We start from the raw sequence: 18817 nt of genomic DNA on the forward strand, positions 1-18817 counted from the left end.
GGTCACGCTCGCTCCTCGATCACGTCGGTCAGGGTCGCCACGAAGGCGTCGGTGATCGCAGTGTCGCGCACCGCGATCCGCAGCCAGTCGGGGCCCAGCCCCGGGAAAGTGTCGCCACGGCGTACCGCGTATCCGCGTTCTCGCAGCTCAAGACGTATTTTGTCGGCACCTGGCAGGCGTACCGAAACGAACGACGCCGCCGGGGAACCGGCGACCGTGAGGTTCGGCACGTGCGCGAGGCGGCGAAGCAGATGGTTTCGTTCGGCCGCGACGCGCGCCGCGATCTCGCGTTCCGCGGCGATCGCGTTGGGTGACGCGCAGGCGGTCGCGGCCGCGAGCGCGGGCGTCGAGACGGCCCACAGCGGCTGCGCGGCGGACAGCCGCGGCAGTAGTTCGGCCGGGCCCAGGAGGTAGCCGATCCGCAGGCCGGCCAGGCCCCAGGTCTTGGTGAGGCTGCGCAGCACGACCAGGCCGGGGAGATCCCGGCGACCGGCCAGGCTCTCCGGCTCGCCCTCGACACCGTCACGGAAGGTGATGTCGGCGAAGGCCTCGTCGACGACCAGCACGCGTCCGGGACGGGCGAGTTTCGCGATCTCCGCGGCCGGATGCAGCACCGATGTCGGGTTTGTCGGGTTGCCCAGAAAGATCAGGTCGGCGTCGTCCGGTATCAGCGCCGCGTCCAGCCGGAAGCCGTCCTCCGCGCGCAGCAGGACCCGATCGACCTGGTGCCCGGCGTTGCGGAGTGCCGCCTCCGGCTCGGTGAACTGCGGATGCACGACGACCGGGTGTTTCGCGTCGCGCAGCGCCTGGGCGAGCAGCACGAAGGCCTGGGCCGCACCGGCGGTCAGCAACACCTCCGATGAATCCCGGCCGTGCCGGGCCGCCACCGCCGCCGTCGCAGCGCGGCCGTCCGGGTAGGCCCGGAGCTCGGTCAGCGAATCCGCGATCGGCCGGGACAGCCAGGCGGGCATCGGCTCGTGCCGCACGTTCACGGCCAGGTCGATCAGCCCACCACCGACCTCCGTGTCGCCATGGTGCCCCAGCTCGTAGGTCATGGGTCTCAGGATGCCGCACGGTTTTCCCGGTCTCACTTCGGCCGTTTCGTGAGTACATGAACGCTTTTGTCATACCTTCGGAGGGTGGCTGCCGGAAAGATTGCTCCCCTCATCCGCGCCGGCCTGATCGCGGGCCTCGTGATCGCCGGTCTCGCCTACCCGCTGGCCGCCCTCGCCGGAATGGGTGTCAAGGCCGGCACCCAGGCCCTCAAGGGCATGCCCGACGAACTCATCGAGGTTCCGACGGCCCAGACCACCTACGTGTACGCCAAGGACGGCAAGACGCTCCTCACCATGTTCTACGAGGAGCACCGCCGGCCGACCCGGCTCGAGGACATGTCGCCGTACGTCACCCAGGCGATCGTCGCGTCCGAGGACAGCCGCTTCTACGAGCACAACGGCGTCGACGCGAAGGGCGTGGCCCGGGCATTCGTCGCCAACCGGCAGGCCGGCGGGGTCGCGCAGGGCGCCTCCACGCTGACCATGCAGTACGTGCGGATGGCGCTGCGGGACGGCGCGCAGACGCCGAAGGAGGCCCTCGAGGCCACCGAGCAGACCACCGCCCGGAAGCTGCGCGAGATGCGGCTCGCGGTCGAACTCGAGAACCGGCTCTCCAAGCAGCAGATCCTGGAGCGGTACCTGAACTCGGCGTACTTCGGGCACCGGGCGTACGGGATCTTCGCGGCCTCCCAGGTGTTCTTCTCGAAGGCCCCGAAATACCTCGACCTCAACGAGTCGGCCCTGCTCGCCGGACTGGTGAAGGCCCCGTCCGCGTACGACCCGGCGAACGGTGACCAGCAGTCGGCCATCGACCGGCGCAACTACGTGATCGACCAGATGCTCAAGATGCACACGATCACCGCGGCCCAGGCCACCGACGCCAAGGCCGCGAAGATCGAGCTCAAGCTGAGCTCGCCGCCGAACGACTGCCTGTCGATCGCCCCCAAGCACAACGACTGGGGCTTCTTCTGCGACTACTTCAAGTCCTGGTGGAAGGAGCAGCCCGCGTTCGGCACCAATCCCGAGGAACGCGAGGAGAACCTGCGCCGCGGCGGCTACCGGGTGATCACCTCGATCGACCCGGACATCCAGGCGTCGGCGATGGAGCACGTGCTGGACAAGGAGAAACTGCGCAGCCGGTACGCGCACGGCCAGGTGATCATCGAGCCGAACACCGGCCGGATCCTGAGCATGGCGGTCAACCGGACCTACTCGCTGGCGCCGAACAAGAAGAAGAACACGAACTACCCGAACACCGTGAACCCGCTGCTCGGCGGCGGCCGGATGGCCGGTTACCAGGCCGGGTCCACCTTCAAGATCTTTACGATGCTGGCCGCCCTGGACGCCGGGATGCCGCTGGGCACCGACTTCTACGCCCCCGAGCGGTACGTCTCGAAATACATCACCGCGCCCGGGCCGGCGACCTGCGGGAAGTACTACTGCCCGAAGAACTCCAGCAAGGCGATGACCGGCCGGCAGACCATGTGGAGCGGGTTCGGCAAGTCGGTGAACACGTACTTCGTGCAGCTCGAGGAGAAGGTGGGCGCGGACAAGGCGGTCGAGATGGCCGAACGGCTCGGCCTGCGCTGGCGCACCGACGTGGACCGCACGCTGGCCACCCCGGAACACGCGGCCGGGTGGGGTGCCTTCACGCTCGGCGTCAGCGACGTGACCCCGATCGAGATGGCGAACGTCTTCGCCACCCTCGCCGCCGAGGGCAACTACTGCGAGCCGCTGCCGGTCACCACCATCCGCAGCCGGGACGGCACGAACACCAAGTTCCAGGGCAAGCTGGTGGCGGCGCCGCGCTGCCACCGGGTGGTGAGCGCGGACGTCGCCCGGGCGGCGACGGACGCCGCCCGCTGCCCCACCGGGTACGGCTCGGCGAAGGGCTCCTGCGACGGCTGGGGAACATCCCCGATGGTGTACGCGACCCTGAAGCGCCCGGTCGCCGGCAAGAGCGGCACCACCGACAGCAACAAGACGGCGTGGTTCTGTGGTTTCACCCCGCAGCTGGCCGGCGCGACCTTCGTGGCCGACCCGGACGATCCGAACGACTACGTCGGCACGGGCCGCTCCACGATCTCCAAATACACCTTCGCGCAGACCCTGAAGGACGCGCTGAAGGGCCAGCCGAAGCTCAAGTTCACCCCGCCCTCCCGCAAGATCACCTGGGGCGGCAACCGCTCGTGGTCCTCCGACGACGACTCCGACTCGTCCGACTCCGGCTCGAACCGCTCACGCCGCTCGGACGATTCGGACCGCTCGGATGATTCGGACCGTTCGGCCACCTCGAACCGCTCACGCCGCTCGGATGATTCGGACCGCTCGGCCACCTCGGACCATCCACGCCGCTCGGCCACGTCGGACCGCCCCCGCCGCTCGGCGGAGTCGGACCGGCCGCGCCGTTCGGAGGACTCGGACCGCCCACGCCGGTCGGAGGACTCGGATCGGCCGCGCCCCTCGAACGACTCCGGCGGCGACTAGGCCGCCGGGGCCGCCCGCGCCCAGATGCGCGGCGGGCGGCGCCAGGACGGGTCGCGGCCGGCCAGGGCCAGGGTCTGATCGAGCAGGGTGGCCTCGCTGTCGGTGGGGACGACCGGGCCGAACAGGCCGGGCGTGCCCTCGGCCGGCCCCTGGGACAGGAACTCGACAAGGACCTCGAGGGTGCGCGGATCGGCGAAGTATTCCTGGCCGGTGGCCCGGGCGAGGTCCCAGCTGTGCATGACCAGCTCGTTCATCGCGACGATGCCGAGGCTCGCGGCCGGCATGGTCACCCCGCCGGCCCGGGACGTGCCGGTCCACGAGGCCGGGTCTTTCCACGCGTCGGCCAGCTCCTCCAGCAGCACTGGGAGGCGGCTGCGCCAATGCCGGGACAGGTGCTGGGCGGACGGGGCGGGCGGCGGCCCGTCGGTGCCGGGGGCGTCGGTGCGTTTGCGGGCGGCCTGGGTGAACGCGTAGGACAGGCCCATCAGATGATCGAGCAGGGCGGCAACGGTCCAGTCGGGACAGGGGGTCACCCGGCTCAGCTCGGCGGCGCCCACGCCCAGCAGAAGAGCTCGCAGCTTACGAACCGGCGGGTCGAAGTCCAGCGGCACACGATCGGCCACGGTCATCCTCCTTCGGGTCGTGAGTGTTAACCCCACGTTACGGGTGGGGTACGACACTTTTCCGTCCGAGGAAGACCGTTTTCGCGGCTGGGCGAGTTTCCCCTGGCTGCCGACCCGTACGGCCGGCCCGTGCGGCCGACCGTCAGGAGACGGTGATGTCCGCCGTGTCGGCGAGGTCGGGCACGCTCGCCACGCCGGATCCGGTGGCCGGCACCGGCCCGGACGCGGGCCGCGGCCCACCGGCCGGCGGCCGCGGGTTCCCGTGCGGACCTTCCGGTGGCCGCGGATTCCCGTGCTGGCCGTCCGGCGGCCAGACGTTCGAGTGCGGACCCTCGGGCGAGCGTGGGTTTCCGTGCGGACCTTCCGGCGGGCGCGGGTGGGCGTACGGGCCTTCCGGCGGACGCGGGTGCGCGCGCGGGCCCTCCGGCGGACGCGGATGCGAGTGCGGGCCCTCGGGCGGCCGTGGGTGCGGGTGCGGACCCGGCGGGTAGGGCGACTGCTGGCCGTGCGGCATGGCCGGGGAGGCCGCCTGGGCGTAGGCCACCGAGTCCTCGTCGGCGATCGCCGGGGACGCCGGCTGGCCGTAGGGCTGTTCGAACAGGACCTGCTGGTCGTGCGGCATCGCGGAGGACGCCGCCACCGGCACCATCGGCACGGCGTGCGCCATCGGGATCTGGATCGGCTGGGTGTTCTGCGGCGGCTGCAGGTGCTGCGGCGGACCCTGCAGGGCGGCCGGGCCGGCAATCGCGGCCGAGACCACCCGCTTCGCGATCTCGGGGGCGGCCGCCCAGTGCAGACCCAGCTGGGAGGCGTGCACCTGCCGCCAGACGAAGCCCTCGGGGTTGCCACCCGACCAGGTCCAGGCCGGCACCGCGCCGGCCCGCGGCGTCACGATGCCGCGGTGCTGTTTGTAGCCGGTGATCCGGGCCCCGGCCGGTGCCAGCAGCGAGGTGGTCGGTGCGGTCGCCTCGCGGTAGCCGGCCACGGTCTGGTCCCCGCTGACCGTCGAGGTGTCCAGGACCGCGCACATCGGCCGGCCGTCGAAGTCGCGGCCCAGCCAGGGCAGTGCCACGCCCTCGGCCACCACCGGCCAGCCGTCGTGCGCGAACTTGGCGACCGCGTTGCACAGCCGGCGATTGGCGGACAGCTCCTCGGCGTACCCCTCGGGCAGGCCGGCCCCGACGACCAGCGCACGCGTGCCCGCCGGGAGTGCCTCATCGCGCAGCGGGTCGACGACCACCACGTCGGCGCCGGCCGCGGTGAGCAGCTCGGCCGTCTCGACGTACGTGTAGGGGGCGCCCGGCCCGCCGGCCAGCGCGACGATCGGACGCTGCTCGAACACCTCCCCGCCGACCGCGTCGGCGGGCGTCCAGATCGGGCCGGGCACGGACGGCGCGGCGTTCGCGAGGCCCATCAGGCGTTCCAGGTCGAGACCGCCGGCGACGGCCTCGCCGAGCCGGCGCACCGCCCGGCTCGCCTCCACCGTGCGATGGGCCACCGGAACCGGGCCGTGCGCCCGGGACGGCAGGACATTCGGCAGGTCGCCGCGGCGCAGCGCGCCCAGCACCGGCATGCCGATGTCGTCGAGCGCGGTGCGCAGCATCTGCTCGTGCCGGGGCGACGCCACCCGGTTGAGGATCACCCCGCCCAGGTGCACCATCTCGTCGAACATCCGGAAGCCGTGCACCAGCGCGGCCAGCGAATGCCCCATCGCCGCGACGTCGACGACCAGCACCACCGGTGCGCGCAGGCTGGCCGCGACCGCGGCGGTCCCGTCCACTTCGGGCTGGCCGGTCAGCGAGTCGAACAGGCCCATCGCGCCCTCGATGACGGCGAGCTGGGCGCCGGCCGCGCCGTGCGCGAAAAGCGGGGCAATGCGTTGCGCACCCACCAGGCGGGGGTCTAGGTTGCGGCCAGGACGGCCGGCGGCGAGACCGAGGTAAGCGGCGTCGGTGTGATCCGGTCCGACCTTGAAACCGGCGGCCGGGATGCCACGCGCCACACAGGCCGCGAGCAGTCCGACGGCAACGGCCGTCTTACCGTGCCCCGACGAGGGGGCGCTCACGACCAGACGGGGCTGGGCGGTCATCACTGGTTCTCCCGACGCTGAACTGGTCCGGCGTGCCCACGAACAGGTCCACCGGACGGCACAGTACCCGGCTGCGGCAGTCGCTGCCCGGTCGCCGGGTAGCCTCAGAGGGTGTACCGGTTCCTGCTGACGCCGCGCTGGCTGGGCGCCGCCGTGCTGACGATCGTGGCTTCAGTGATCATGGTCATGCTCGGCAACTGGCAGCTGCGGCGATATGAGGAACGCAGCGCCATCAACAACCGCATCGACGCGGCTGACTCGACGCAGGCGGTCCCGCTCACCTCGATCCTGACCCCGCCGGTCGGCGCCGGCACCGCGGGCGCCTCCCCCGGTAAGAGCCTGGCCTGGACAAAGGTGACGGTCACCGGGCAGTACGACGCGACCCACGAGATCCAGGCCCGCGGCCGGACGGTGAACAGCGACGTCGGCTTCGAGATCGTGACGCCGCTGGTGCTGGCCGACGGCACCGCGGTGCTTGTCGACCGGGGCTGGGTGCCGGCCCCGGCCAGTGGCGCCAGCGCGGCTCCGACCGTGCCCGCGGCCCCGACCGGCGAGATCACCGTGGTGGGCCAGCTCCACCTGTCGGAAAGCCGACCGGCCCCGATCGAGCACCGGGACGGCCGTCTGGACACCCGGCGGATCGCGGTGCCCCGGCTCGCCCACGAGATGCCCTACCCGGTGTACGGGGCGTACGTGCTGCTCACCGAGCAGACGCCGGCCGCCGACCCGGCGTTCACCGGGATCCCGATCGACCACGAGGACGCCTGGCAGAACGGCGGTTACGCGGTCCAGTGGTGGCTCTTCTCCCTGATGGCCCTGATCGCGTACGGCGTGCAGGTGCGCAAGGAGGCGCAGGGGTCGTCGGCCCCCGCCCCGGAGAAGAAGCCGACGCTGCGCGACCGGGTCGCCGAGGCGGACAAGAAACGGGAGTCCGCCCGGCTCGCCGCGCTGCACGAGCCGGTCGACCGGGTCGAGGAGGCCGACCGCAAGGCGGCCGCCAGGCTCGCGGCGCGGAACGGCCAAGACTAGGGTCTCGTTCATGACCTCCCCGAGCGACCCGTGGGGCCCCTCCCCGGACGATCCGTGGACCGTGCCGAGCCCCTCGCCGGTCACCCCGGAGCTGCCGGTTTCCGGGCCACCGGCCGCGCCCGGCCCGGTCATCGTGCAGATCGCGGAGATCGCGGTCACCTCGACGACCGTGCACACCCCGGCCGGTGACATCCCGCTCGCCGGGTCACAGTGGCTGGTCAACGACTACTGGCACAGTCAGCAGCGCATCCCCAAGTGGGCGATCGTGCTGGCCATCGTCGGCTTCTGCGTGCTGACCGTGCTCAGCCTGCTGTTCCTGCTGATCAAGGAGACGGTGACGCAGGGCACGGTGCAGGTGACCGTGACCAACGGCACCCGGCAGTACGTGGCGCGCATCCCGGTCACCGACCAGGTCGCCGTCACCACCATCAACCAGCAGGTCAATTACGTCCGCACGCTGGCGGCGCTCTAGGCGTTTCTAGGCGCCGAGTTGCAGCGACCGCACGGTGTCGATCGTGTCGGCCTCGCTCGCCGGCTTGTCTTCGCGGTAGCGCAGCACCCGGGCGAACCGCAGCGCCACCCCGCCCGGATAGCGCGGCGACGTCTGCACCCCGTCGAACGCGATCTCGACCACCTGCTCGGGCCGCACCCGCACCACCCAGCCGTCGTCCTCGGTCCTCAGCTGCTGGAACCGCTCGGTCTGCCAGCGCAGCAGCTCGTCGGTGAGGCCCTTGAAGGTCTTGCCGAGCATCACGAACCCGCCGGTGGCCGGATCGAGCGCGCCCAGGTGGAGGTTGGACAGCCAGCCCTTGCGCCGGCCGTGCCCCCACTCGACGGCGAGGACGACCAGGTCGAGCGTGTGCCGGGGTTTGACCTTGACCCAGGCCGAGCCGCGGCGGCCCACGTCGTAGGGCGCCTCGAGGGCCTTGATGACCACGCCTTCCTGGCCGGCCGCGAGCGCAGCAGCGAAGGCCGCGGCCGCCTCTTGTTCGCTGGTGACCGTGCTGCGGCCGACGAGCAGGCCGGCCGGCAGCGCGTCGGACAGCGCGGCCCAGCGCACCCGGCCCGGCTCGTCGAGCAGGTCGGTGCCGTCGAGGTGGAGCAGGTCGAAGAAGTAGGGCACCAGGGCGGCGGTGGTGGCACCGCGGGTGGCGGCCCGGCTCGACGTCTCCTGGAACGGGCGGGGACGGCCGTCCGCGCCGAGGGTCATCGCCTCGCCGTCGAGCACGGCCTCGCGCAGCGGCAGCGCGCGGACCGCCGCAACCACCTCGGGCATCCGGCCGGTGATGTCGTCGAGGCTGCGGCTGAAGACGGCCACCTCGTCACCGGACCGGTGCACCTGGATGCGGATGCCGTCGAGCTTGACGTCGACCGCGGCGGGCGCGCCGGTGGCCAGCAGCGCGGCGCCCACGTCGGGGGCGCTCTGGGCGAGCATCGAGGTGAGCGGGGTGCCGACCCGCAGGTTGATCTCGGCGAGTGCGGCCGCGCCGCCGGTCAGGGCGGCCACCGCCACCTGCTTGAGATCGCCGGAGAGCAGCAGTGCCCGGCGCACCGCGACCAGCGGCACCTCGGCCGCCTTGGCGATCGCGTCGGCGAGCAGGCCGGCCTGGGCGCCCTGCCGCAGCTCGCCGGAGAACAGGCCGATCATCAGCCGCTGCTCGTCGACGGTCGCCGCACCGAACAGCGCGCCGAGCAGCTCGCGCCGCCGCGCCTGCGAGCCGGCCCCGGCCACCACCGAGATATCGGCGATGGCCGCGTCGACCGCGCCGACGGTCAGCGTCGGCTCAACGGCCGGCGGCGGCCGGTCGCGCAGGCTCGCGTAGCCGACGCCGGTCTGCCGCTGCCGCAGCTCGCCGGCAAGGTAGGCCGACCCGGCCGCGATCTCACCCGGGTCGAGCCGGCGGAGCGCGTCGGCCAGCAGCTCGATCTTGGCCTTGCGCCCCGAGATGGCCGATATGGCAGCCGAGGTGGCCGCCAGGTCTAGGAACCGCACGGGCTCATCCTGGCAGCCACCTCTGACATTTTCTTCTCATCGCGAAGCTCCCGGCCCCCAGTCTCTTCGCGATTTTCTTCGCGCACTCCCCCGTTGCAAGGGCGCGAGATCAGGCCGCGAGCGGCTCGGCGATGCGGAACCCGCGGGCCCGCACCGCGTCGGCGACGCGGGTCAGCTGCGCGTCGATGGCGCACAGGGTCTGGGAAATCTCGTCGAGGTGATCGTTGAGGGCGGAGTCATCCCACCCGGTCACGTCGACCTCGTCGAGCGCGCGCACGGCGGCACGCAGTCGGACGATGGACTCGAGGCGGTCACGGGAGCGAAGTCGATCGATGGCGTGGCGCGGCCCGACGGGCATCGGACGCACCACCAGGGACACCGAGGCAGGCACATCATTCGAACGCATGTTCGAGATCCTAACAGGATCGCGGCGCCGGTTACACCTGCATCAGCGGACCGAACGCCTGCGCGGCGTCGACCGGAAGAGCCTCGGCGGCGACGAACCCGTCCGGCCGGACAAGGTACAAATTCCCTGGTCGCAGCGCGGTTTTCGGGGCCGCCGGGAAAACGTGGACCGGGATTCCCAGGTCGGGCACCTCGGTCGCGGCCACTCCCCCGTAGGCGTGAATCTGCCACTGGAGTGAGCGCAGCGCGGCGAAGTTGTCACCGCTCCACGGCAGCCGTCGGCCCACCACCGGATCGCGCCGCCCGCCGACCTTCGCGAACTGCATCCGGTAGTGGATGCGGGTCTGCGAGACGTACTGGAACAGGCGCGAACCGCCCGGGGTGGACGGCAGCACCCGCACGCCCACCGGCGCCGCGAGCGGCACCACGGCCCGGCGCAGGGCACGGGACACCGGCGACTGCGAGGTGATCGCGCCGAAGATCCGGTCGGTCGTGCCGACCAGGCGTTTCGCCACCGGGCGGCGCTCCGCCTCGTAGCGGTCGAGCCAACCGTCCCGGCGCCGGCCCAGCACCACGTCGGCCAGCTTGAAGGCCAGGTTGTGGGCGTCCTGCAGGCCGGTGTTCATGCCCTGGCCGCCGACTGGCGAGTGCACGTGCGCGGCGTCGCCGGCCAGGAAGAACGGGCCGTCCCGGAACTGGGCGGCGATCCGGTGGTGCACCCGGTAGGTGGCGAACCAGCGGGACTTCTCGTAGGTGACCGCGAACCGGCGCAGCCGCGGCCGGACGTCGTCCTCGGTCAGCGTGCCGTCGCCGTCCGAGTCACGGACCAGGCCGATCAGCCGCCAGGTGCCCCGGCCGCGCATCGGGAAGCCGAGCAGGAAGTCGTCGGTGCCGGGCCGGACGTTGATCGCGCCCTCGACCATGCCGGCCGTGGCCAGGGCGTCGATCACGTAGAACCGGTGCGGGTTGGTGATGCCCTCGAAGGCGATCCGGCGGGCCCGGCGAACGGCGGAGTTCGAACCGTCACAGCCGACGCAGAACCGGGCCCGGACGGTGTCGTTGCCGGCCTTCACCTCGACCCCGCTGTCGGTCTGCACCACCCCGGTGATCGGGGTCTCCCAGCGCACGTCGACGCCGAGCTTCTGCAGGTTCTCGTAGAGGATCTCCTCGTTGCGGCTCTGTTCGAGGATCTCGATGTACGGGTACGGCGTGACGCCCTCCCCCAGGCGCCCGAGCGGAACCCGCCCGTAGACCCGGTCGAGGAAGCCGGGCGCCACCGCGTCGGCGCGCTGGGCCGCGGACAGCACCAGGTCACCGAGGCCGAGCTGGTCGTAGATCTCGAGGCTACGAGCCTGGACGACCAGAGCCCGGGATTCCCGGGTCGGGCCGTCCTTGCTGTCCACCACGATCACATCGACCCCGAGTTTGACCAGCCAGTTGGCCAGCATCAGCCCGGTCGGACCGGCGCCCGCCACCAGCACGTCGCACGTCAGGTCGGCCATCGGCGACCCGCCTCCTTCAGTTCGTGAGCGCCTCCGCCACGTTCTTGAGCAGCAGGGCCTCGGCCAGGCAGACCCGCTCGAACTCGCCGAGGTGCAGGCTCTCGTCGGGGCCGTGCGCGCCGGAGTACGGGTCTTCCACCCCGGTCACCAGGATCGCGGCGTCCGGGAACAGCTCCTGGAAGGTGGCGATGAACGGGATCGACCCGCCGACACCCATGTCGACCGGGGCGGTGCCGTCCCACGCGCTCGCGAACGCGGCGCGGGCCGCGTCGTACGCCGGGCCGGTCGCGTCGATGACGCAGGGCGAACCGCCGGCCTCCAGGGTGACCTCGACCTGGGCGCCCCACGGAACGAACTTCTCCAGGTGGGCACGGACCGCCGCGTACGCCGAAGTGGGGTCGTCGCCGGGGGCGAGCCGCACGCTGATCTTCGCCTTGGCGGCGGGCTGGAGGGCGTTCGCCGCCTCGAAGGTGCGCGGGGCGTCGATGCCGAGCACCGAAATGGCCGGCTTGGTCCAGATCCGATCGGTGATGGTGCCGTGGCCGAGTAGCTTCACGCCCTCGACGACGCCGCCCTCCTCCCGGAACCGGTCCTCCGGGTAGTCGACGCTGGCGCCCTCGCGACCCACCAGGCCGTCGACGGCGACGTCACCGTCCTCGTCGTGCAGGGTGGTCAGCAACCGCGCCAGGGTCATCAGGGCGTCCGGGATCGGGCCGCCGAACATGCCGCTGTGCACGGCGTTCTTGAGCACCCTGACCTCGGCGAACAGGTTGACGATGCCGCGCAGCGAGGTGGTCAGCGCGGGCTGGCCGATGTCCCAGTTGCCGGAGTCGGCGATCACGATCACGTCGGAGCGCAACTTCTCGGTGTGCGCCTCGATGATGTCGTTGAGCGAGTCGGAGCCGTACTCCTCCTCGCCCTCGACGAAGACCACCACGCCCACCGGCAGCCGGTCGCCGAACGCGCGCAGCGCGGCGACGTGCGCCATCACGCCGGCCTTGTCGTCGGCCGCGCCGCGCCCGTAGAGGCGGCCATCCCGCTCGACCGGCTCGAACGGATCGCTGGTCCAGAGCGCCACGTCGCCGGTCGGCTGCACGTCGTGGTGGGCGTAGAGCAGCACGGTGGGCGCACCGGCCGGGGCGACCTTGCGGCCGATGACCGCGGGCTGGCCGCCGTGCCGCACGATCTCGGTCTCGAGCCCGCAGCCACGCAGCAGCTCGGCGACGGCCGTCGCGGACCGCTCGACCTGGGTGTGGTCGAAGCCCTCGAAGGCGATGCCAGGGATCCGGACCAGGTTTTCCAGGTCGGCACGGACCCCGGGCATCTCGCGCGCGATCGCGGCGCGCAGATCGGTTTCACTCAAGCTCATGGACCGATCCTAGGGCTTCAGTCGGACGAATCACGCCCTCGGTTGGAGGCCCAGTCGCGGGCACCGCGGGCGGCCGAGCCGGCCAGGTCGGCAGCGCCGCCACCGACCTTGCGCACCAGGTTGACCAGCGGGTCCTGCGAGGTGGTGAAGGTTTCGCGGTACGAGTTGGCGGCGGCCTTCACGTCCTCGGAGACCGAGGCGTTGCCGTCGTCGTCGCGACGCGGGTATTCACCGCCGAGAATTCTCGCGTACTCCCCGGAGTCGACCCATTTGCGCAGGTCGGCGGCGCGGGCCACCGGGACCGGGTGGGTGCTGCCCACGGTGATGCCGATCTTGTGGATGCTGTCCCGCAGATCGCCGCCGCTCTCGTACTCGGCGGCCTGCTCGAGGAAGGCGGCCGTGTCGATCTGCGACAGGTCTCCGCCGCCGGCCAGCTTCATCAGCAGCCGAGTCGAGGCGGCCGGGTCCTGACCGGCGAGCAGGCCGGCCCGGTCGGCGGACAGTTCGGCCTTGCGCCACCACTCCAGCATCGCCGCGATGATCCCGCGCAGCGCCAGCACACCCACCGGCAGCCAGCTCACGTTCGCGGTCCAGGCGGTGAGGATCATCATGATCGTCTTGTAGACGGCGTGGCCGCTGAGCACGTGGCCCAGCTCGTGCCCGAGCACCGCGCGCAGCTCGTCGTCGTCGAGTTTCTCCACCGCGGCGGTGGTGATCACGATGAACGGCTTGTTGAGGCCGATGGCCTGCCCGTTGATGATCGGCGACTGGTTGACGTAGAGCTCGGGCAGCTCGGCCACGTCGAGGGCGCCGGCCGCCTCGGTGAAGCGCTGATAGACCCGTGGGTACTGCCGGTGGTCGACCCGGATCGCGCCGGCCAGGAACTGGAGGCGGAAACCGCGCTCGTTCCACATGCCGAAGAACGCTTTCACCAGGTCGTCGAAGCCACGCAGCTCACGCAGCGCGGTAAGTGCGCCGCGGTCGGCCGGGTGTTCCCAGGCCCGCGAGCTGATTCCGGTGAGCGTGACCCGCCGGCGTACCGGACGGCTTTCCTCGTCGGTCATGAATCCCCGCCTCTGAGCTGTCGGACACCTCCGTCGACGGTACGCCGGGAACGCAACGCCAGGGCGGGTGTCGGAGTAGGGCCGAAGCGAGGCGAGGCCCAGGTGTCGTCTGGGTGTGCGGCGCGGGCGCCCGAATACCGGGGTTGTATTCGGGTGTTCGCGCCGTGCGGCCAGGCGGCGGCTGGGCCACGCCGCAGCCCGGTCCTACTCCGACACCCGCCCTGAGGGGGCGCCCGGCGGGACGAACGGCAGGTCCACCGGCGGGCCCTGCTCGATCAGGCGCCACAGGGCGGCGGTGTCCAGGTGTTCCTCGACCAGGTCGCCGAGCACGTCGAGGGCCCGCTCCCGGACGGCCGCGAACCGGGTGTCCGGAGCCACCGTGAACCCGTGCCGCCCGGCCAGCCGGGCGGCCTCGACCAGGAACCGCCGGCGGAACTCGTCGTTCTCGAAGGTGCCGTGCCAGTGCGTCCCGAAGACGTTGCCGGCCACCGCCCCCTCGGGGCGCCCGTCGGCGTAGTGCAGCAGCGGCTCGACGTCACCGGCCAGGACGTACCCATGGTGGATCTCGTAGCCGCGCACCGGCGCGCCCAGCCCGTCCCCGGCCGGCCGGGCCAGGGTCTTGCGGGCGGCGAAGGCGATGTCGACCGGCAGCAACCCGAGACCGTCGACCGTGCCGACGCCGCTCTCCACCTCGTCGTCGATGCTGCGGGCCAGCATCTGGAAGCCGCCGCAGATGCCCAGCAGCGGCTTCCCGGCCGCCGCGTGCTGCCGGATCGCCTGGTCGAGACCCTGCTCCCGCAGCCAGCCGAGGTCACTGACGGTCGCTTTCGACCCGGGCAGCACGACCAGGTCGGCGTCGACGATATCGCCGGGTTCGACGGTCAGATGCACCCGTACGCCCGGTTCGGCGGCGAGCGCCTCGGCGTCGGTGGCGTTGGAGATGCGCGGCAGTCGCACCACGGCCACCCGCAGCCACTCGCGGCCGCGCGGCGCGGCGGGCCGGCCGAGCGTGCGCCCGTAGGCGAGCGAGTCCTCGGCATCGAGCCAGACGTCGGGGTGGAACGGCAGGACGCCGTGCACCGGCCGCCCGGTCGTCGCCGTGATCATGTCGAGCCCCGGTTGCAGCAGGCCGAGGTCGCCCCGGAACTTGTTGATCACGAAGCCGCTGACCAGCGCCTGGTCCTCCGGGCTGAGCAGGGCGACGGTGCCGAACAGGGCCGCGAACACGCCGCCCCGGTCGATGTCGCCGACCACGATCGCGGGCAGGCCGGCCGCGCGGGCCAGGCCCATGTTGACGAAGTCGCCGTCCCGCAGGTTGATCTCGGCCGGGCTGCCGGCCCCCTCGCAGATCACCGCGTCGAAGTCTTTCCGCAGGCCGGCCAGCGTCTCGAAGGCGGTTTCCGCCAGTCGCTCACGCATCGCGCGGTAGTTGCGGGCGGTGACCGTGCCGACCACCTCGCCGAGCAGCACGACCTGGCTGGACCGGTCGCTGCCCGGCTTGAGCAGCACCGGGTTGAACCGCACCTCCGGTGCCAGCCCGCAGGCCGCCGCCTGCATCGCCTGGGCCCGGCCGAGCTCCCCGCCGCGCCCGTCCGGGCCGACCACCACGGCCGAGTTGTTGGACATGTTCTGCGCCTTGAACGGCGCCACCCGGACCCCGCGCCGGTGCAGCCAGCGGCAGATCCCGGCGGTCAGCACGCTCTTGCCGGCGTCCGAGGTGGTGCCGGCCACGAGCAGGCCGCCGGTCATGAACGCGCCCAGGCGATCCCGGCCGCGAGCACCGCGGCCACCGCACCGACCGCCCCCGAGACGCGGGCGGCTCGGCGCAGGTGCACGGCCGACGGCCGCGGCCCGTCGCCGAGGAACGGCCGCACCTCGCTGCGTCCGAAATAGACGTTTCGCCCACCGAGCCGCACCCCGAGCGCCCCGGCCATGGCCGACTCGCACTGCCCGGCGTTGGGCGACGGGTGATCGTTGCGGTCCCGCTTCCAGACTCGCAGCGTCTCTTTCGGCCGCCCGCCGGCGATCGGCGACACCGCGATCGTCAGCAGCCCGGTCAGCCGGGCCGGAGCCAGATTGAGCAGGTCATCGAGCCGGGCCGAGGGGGTGCCGAACCGGGCGTACCGCGCCGAGCGGTGCCCGACCATGGCGTCCAGTGTGTTCGCCGCCCGGTAGGCCAGCAGGCCCGGCAGCCCCAGCAGGCCACCCCAGATCAGCGGCGCCACCACGGCGTCCGAGGTGTTCTCGGCGACCGACTCGACAGTGGCCCGGGCCAGCTCGGCCGAGTCCAGCGTCGACGGGTCCCGCCCGCACAGATGGTTGAGCCGGCCCCGGGCCGCGGGCAGGTCACCGTGGTCCAGGTGGCCCGCCATGATCCGCGACTCGCGCCGCAGGGTGCGGCCGCCGAGCACGGTCCAGGTCGTGGCCGCCACCAGGGCCGCCCGGGCGACCGGGCGCCGCCGGGTGGCCGCCGCCCCGGCGAGCCCCAGCAGTGCGGGCCCGCCGACGGCGACGGCCGTGAAAACGGCACCGGACCGGCGGTCCGGCGCATACACCTTCTTCTCGAGCGCGCCAGCCGCCGTGCCGAAACCGGCGACCGGGTGGAACCGGCGTGGATCACCGAGCACCGCGTCGAGCAGAAACCCGGCGAGCAGCCCGGCCGCGTCCGCTTTCACGGGCACAGGTCGCAGACCCACACCGGCTGCTCATCGGCATCCGGCCCGGGTTCGAACGGCACCGGCTCCAGCTGACCCCAGGCGATGGCGCCCGGCGCCCGATCCACCAGGAACTCGGTGACGATCGGGTGCAGGTCGCTGGTGGCCCGGTAGGGCGAGCCGAACGGCAACGCGTCCTGCCCGCAGGTGCGGGTCGAACAGCGCAACTGCCCGGCCTCCCCGTCGTGCCAGACGTAGAACGTGACCGGCCCGGCCTGCTTCGCGGCCGACACCTGGTCGCGCAGCAGTTCGGCGGTCTCCTCGAAGGCGGCCACCACCTCGTCCGACGTCAAGCCCATGCGCTCGTGCGGCGGAGCGCCGAACCAGCTGGTGTTGGCGAGCTCGGCGTCCTGGTCGTGCGGCGAAAGCACCAGCGTCTCGCCTGCGATCGCGCGGATCTCTTTCAACAGCACTGGTTCAGTCTGCCCGCCCGACCCCGGACCGGACCAACCGGGCGGGTCCTCCGGGTGGCCCGATCCCAACCGACGATCGGGCCACCCCGTTCGAGGGGGTGAATCAGGCCGCCACCGGCTCCCGCTTCGGCCGCCGGGACCGGCGCGCGGCCGCCGGCTGCTCCGCGACGAGCCGCTCCACCTCGAGCGTGAGGTCATCCTCTTCCGCCGGCGAACCCGAAGGCGAATCCGAAGGCGCGGCCGAAGGCGCGGCCGGCACCTCCAAAGGCAGCGGCTCGGCGAAGGTCGGCGGTTCCTCGATCGAGAGCGGCAGCCCGTCGCCGAAGCCGATCGGGATCTCCTCGGCCGGCACCGGCTCGGACAGCTCGCCGGTCACCATCGCCTCCGACTCGGCGTCCTCGACCGCGACGACCTGGGCGGCCTTGTGCCGGAAGAACTTCCCCCGGCCGCGGGCCAGGTCGTGACCGATCGACATCGCCTCCATCTCGTAGGAGACCCGCGGGTTGTTGTCCTCGTCGGTCCAGTCGCGGGTGAAGAGCCGGCCGTAGATGACCACCGGGTCACCCACCGCCAGCGACGCCGCGACCCCCTCGGCCAGCCGGCGCCACGCACTGACCCGGACCCGCAGGCTGTTGCCGTCGATCCAGCGGTTGTTGTCCCGGTCGAAGCGCCGGGACGTGGAGGCGACCCGGAAGTTGGCCACCAGCGATCCGGTGCTGGCGATCCGCCGCCACTCGGGTGCCGTGAGCACGTTGCCCACGATTACCAGGTTCGTGTCGAACACTTTTGCCCTCCAGGGTTGGGACGTTTGAGGGGCGAGCATCTCGGCACCGGCGTACCGCTGGGGGATCTTGATCGTCGGCCTGTGGATTGGGGATATCGGCCGCTGGGCCGACGGATCTGGTATGACGACGGCCTACGCATGGGTAGCCTGACGCTGTGGAGATCGACGTCCTGGGACCGCCCTACGAGCGGCACACCATCGATTTGGGCACCGACGACGAGGGTCCGGTGGTCGCTACCCTGGTGCGCCGCCGTGGTGACCAACCGAGCCGCCGCGCTGTGCTCTATGTGCACGGCTTCGTGGATTACTTCTTTCAGACACATCTGGCCGATTTCTTCGTCGAGCGCGGCTGGGACTTCTACGCCCTCGACCTGCGTAAGTACGGCCGGAGCCTGCTCCCGCACCAGACGCCGAACTTCGCCCGCAGCCTGACCGACTACTACCCGGAACTGGACGAGGCGGCCCGGATCATCCGGGAGGAGGACGGCCACGACCAGATGCTGGTGGCCGGCCACTCCACCGGCGGCCTGATCACGGCGCTCTGGTCGCACTCCCGGCAGGATCGGGGCATCGTCGACGGCCTGTTCCTGAACAGCCCGTTCTTCGACTTCAACATCCCGTGGCTGGTCAAGCGCCCGCTGATGTCCGCGCTGCTGAGCGTCAGCGGCCGCACCCCGTACCGGAAAATCCCCACCGCCGGCCTGAGTGTGTACGGCGAGAGCCTGCACAGCGACCACCGTGGCGAGTGGACATACGACCTGGCCTGGAAGCCGATCGAGAGTTTCCCGGTGACGGCCGGCTGGCTGCGGGCGATCCGCCGGGGCCAGAGCCGGCTGCGGGCCGGCCTGTCCATCGACGCTCCGGTGCTGGTGGCCTGCTCGACCCGCACGTTCCGGGGCCGCGCTTGGTCGGAGGACGTCCGCCTGACCGACGCGGTGCTGGACGTCGAGCACATCGCGCGCTGGGCGCCGGGCCTGGGGCCGCGGGTGACGATCGCCCGCTTCGACGGCGGCATGCACGACCTGACGCTCTCCGGCAAGGACGTGCGCGCGGAGGTGTTCCGCGAACTGGGCCGCTGGGTGGACGCCTTCGTCCCGGCACCCGGAACCCCGGAGATCGAGGTACCACCGGCACCGGAGGACAAGGCGGACGACAAGGATTCCGCGACCGCTTAGGATGTCCGTGGCCAGCGCTCGTAGCTCAGCGGATAGAGCAACGGACTTCTAATCCGTCGGTCGCAGGTTCGAATCCTGCCGGGCGCGCCATAGATCAACGGCGGGCGGCGCAGAT

Annotated in this window: 15 protein-coding genes, 1 tRNA gene and 1 pseudogene; 5 read left to right on the forward strand and 12 right to left on the reverse strand. The window is 71.9% G+C overall.

What is annotated here, in order from left to right; all coding sequences use genetic code 11:
- Nucleotides 1-2: 2 nt before the first annotated feature.
- Nucleotides 3-1055: an Rv2231c family histidinol phosphate aminotransferase CobC gene (cobC, locus tag Ate02nite_RS08030; RefSeq protein WP_203801451.1), complete on the reverse strand. Its 1053-nt coding sequence runs from the start codon at nt 1053-1055 to the stop codon at nt 3-5.
- A 66-nt stretch (nt 1056-1121) separates the two neighbouring features.
- Here cobC and Ate02nite_RS08035 point away from each other — a divergent pair.
- Nucleotides 1122-3224: pseudogene (locus Ate02nite_RS08035) on the forward strand (transglycosylase domain-containing protein); the annotation flags it as partial.
- A 314-nt stretch (nt 3225-3538) separates the two neighbouring features.
- Here the strand turns inward: Ate02nite_RS08035 and Ate02nite_RS08040 are convergent.
- The gene (locus Ate02nite_RS08040; RefSeq protein WP_438871163.1) at nt 3539-4171 is read right to left on the reverse strand and encodes a TIGR03086 family metal-binding protein; all 633 of its coding nucleotides are present in this window, start codon (nt 4169-4171) and stop codon (nt 3539-3541) included.
- Between the two features lie 136 nt (nt 4172-4307).
- On the reverse strand, nt 4308-6254 hold the full coding sequence (locus tag Ate02nite_RS08045) for a cobyrinic acid a,c-diamide synthase CobB (protein WP_239147213.1): 1947 nt from the start codon (nt 6252-6254) through the stop codon (nt 4308-4310).
- Nucleotides 6255-6365: 111 nt separating this feature from the next.
- Between Ate02nite_RS08045 and Ate02nite_RS08050 the strand changes: the two genes are divergently transcribed.
- Both Ate02nite_RS08050 and Ate02nite_RS08055 read left to right on the forward strand, forming a co-directional pair.
- Complete coding sequence (locus Ate02nite_RS08050) at nt 6366-7283, forward strand: SURF1 family cytochrome oxidase biogenesis protein (RefSeq protein ID WP_203801456.1); 918 nt, start codon at nt 6366-6368, stop codon at nt 7281-7283.
- A gap of 10 nt (nt 7284-7293) precedes the next feature.
- A complete protein-coding gene (locus Ate02nite_RS08055; protein ID WP_203801459.1) occupies nt 7294-7755 on the forward strand; it encodes a hypothetical protein in 462 nt (153 codons plus the stop codon).
- A gap of 6 nt (nt 7756-7761) precedes the next feature.
- On the opposite strand, the gene Ate02nite_RS08060 is transcribed toward Ate02nite_RS08055, so the two are convergent.
- The 9 genes from Ate02nite_RS08060 to Ate02nite_RS08100 form a co-directional block, all read right to left on the reverse strand.
- Nucleotides 7762-9276 carry an ATP-dependent DNA ligase gene (locus Ate02nite_RS08060; RefSeq protein ID WP_203801470.1) on the reverse strand — a complete coding sequence of 505 codons (1515 nt, stop codon included), beginning with the start codon at nt 9274-9276 and terminating at the stop codon, nt 7762-7764.
- Nucleotides 9277-9385: 109 nt separating this feature from the next.
- Complete coding sequence (locus Ate02nite_RS49955; protein ID WP_438871164.1) at nt 9386-9682, reverse strand: hypothetical protein; 297 nt, start codon at nt 9680-9682, stop codon at nt 9386-9388.
- Between the two features lie 31 nt (nt 9683-9713).
- Entirely contained in the window at nt 9714-11183 is a 1470-nt protein-coding gene (locus Ate02nite_RS08070) for an FAD-dependent monooxygenase (protein ID WP_203801473.1), read from the reverse strand.
- Between the two features lie 16 nt (nt 11184-11199).
- Entirely contained in the window at nt 11200-12552 is a 1353-nt protein-coding gene (locus tag Ate02nite_RS08075; RefSeq protein WP_203801476.1) for a dipeptidase, read from the reverse strand.
- Nucleotides 12553-12569: 17 nt separating this feature from the next.
- A complete protein-coding gene (locus Ate02nite_RS08080) occupies nt 12570-13616 on the reverse strand; it encodes a M48 family metallopeptidase (protein WP_203801479.1) in 1047 nt (348 codons plus the stop codon).
- Nucleotides 13617-13820: 204 nt separating this feature from the next.
- Nucleotides 13821-15365 (reverse strand): cobyric acid synthase, encoded by a 1545-nt coding sequence (locus tag Ate02nite_RS08085; protein WP_203801483.1) that lies wholly within the window; start codon nt 15363-15365, stop codon nt 13821-13823.
- Nucleotides 15362-16291, reverse strand: a complete 930-nt coding sequence (locus tag Ate02nite_RS08090) for a cobalamin biosynthesis protein (protein ID WP_307873274.1) — start codon at nt 16289-16291, stop codon at nt 15362-15364. Before Ate02nite_RS08090 ends, Ate02nite_RS08085 begins: the two co-directional genes overlap by 4 nt.
- Nucleotides 16288-16743 carry a hypothetical protein gene (locus tag Ate02nite_RS08095; RefSeq protein ID WP_203801499.1) on the reverse strand — a complete coding sequence of 152 codons (456 nt, stop codon included), beginning with the start codon at nt 16741-16743 and terminating at the stop codon, nt 16288-16290. Before Ate02nite_RS08095 ends, Ate02nite_RS08090 begins: the two co-directional genes overlap by 4 nt.
- Nucleotides 16744-16846: 103 nt before the next feature.
- Entirely contained in the window at nt 16847-17527 is a 681-nt protein-coding gene (locus Ate02nite_RS08100) for a single-stranded DNA-binding protein (RefSeq protein ID WP_203801511.1), read from the reverse strand.
- 155 nt (nt 17528-17682) lie between these two features.
- On the opposite strand from Ate02nite_RS08100, the gene Ate02nite_RS08105 reads away from it, so the two are divergent.
- Nucleotides 17683-18702, forward strand: a complete 1020-nt coding sequence (locus Ate02nite_RS08105) for an alpha/beta hydrolase (protein ID WP_203801512.1) — start codon at nt 17683-17685, stop codon at nt 18700-18702.
- A 14-nt stretch (nt 18703-18716) separates the two neighbouring features.
- Nucleotides 18717-18792: transfer RNA gene (locus Ate02nite_RS08110), tRNA-Arg, on the forward strand.
- Nucleotides 18793-18817 lie beyond the last annotated feature (25 nt).

This window comes from Paractinoplanes tereljensis (assembly GCF_016862435.1).
Lineage (GTDB): Bacteria > Actinomycetota > Actinomycetes > Mycobacteriales > Micromonosporaceae > Actinoplanes > Actinoplanes tereljensis.

Bases quoted from the DNA above. Each gene is read 5' to 3' on its own strand.
- cobC (WP_203801451.1), bottom strand. From the start codon at position 1,055: ATGACCTACGAGCTGGGGCACCATGGCGACACGGAGGTCGGTGGTGGG.
- Ate02nite_RS08040 (WP_438871163.1), bottom strand. From the start codon at position 4,171: ATGACCGTGGCCGATCGTGTGCCGCTGGACTTCGACCCGCCGGTTCGT.
- Ate02nite_RS08045 (WP_239147213.1), bottom strand. From the start codon at position 6,254: ATGACCGCCCAGCCCCGTCTGGTCGTGAGCGCCCCCTCGTCGGGGCAC.
- Ate02nite_RS08055 (WP_203801459.1), top strand. From the start codon at position 7,294: ATGACCTCCCCGAGCGACCCGTGGGGCCCCTCCCCGGACGATCCGTGG.
- Ate02nite_RS49955 (WP_438871164.1), bottom strand. From the start codon at position 9,682: ATGCGTTCGAATGATGTGCCTGCCTCGGTGTCCCTGGTGGTGCGTCCG.
- Ate02nite_RS08070 (WP_203801473.1), bottom strand. From the start codon at position 11,183: ATGGCCGACCTGACGTGCGACGTGCTGGTGGCGGGCGCCGGTCCGACC.
- Ate02nite_RS08075 (WP_203801476.1), bottom strand. From the start codon at position 12,552: ATGAGCTTGAGTGAAACCGATCTGCGCGCCGCGATCGCGCGCGAGATG.
- Ate02nite_RS08080 (WP_203801479.1), bottom strand. From the start codon at position 13,616: ATGACCGACGAGGAAAGCCGTCCGGTACGCCGGCGGGTCACGCTCACC.
- Ate02nite_RS08085 (WP_203801483.1), bottom strand. From the start codon at position 15,365: ATGACCGGCGGCCTGCTCGTGGCCGGCACCACCTCGGACGCCGGCAAG.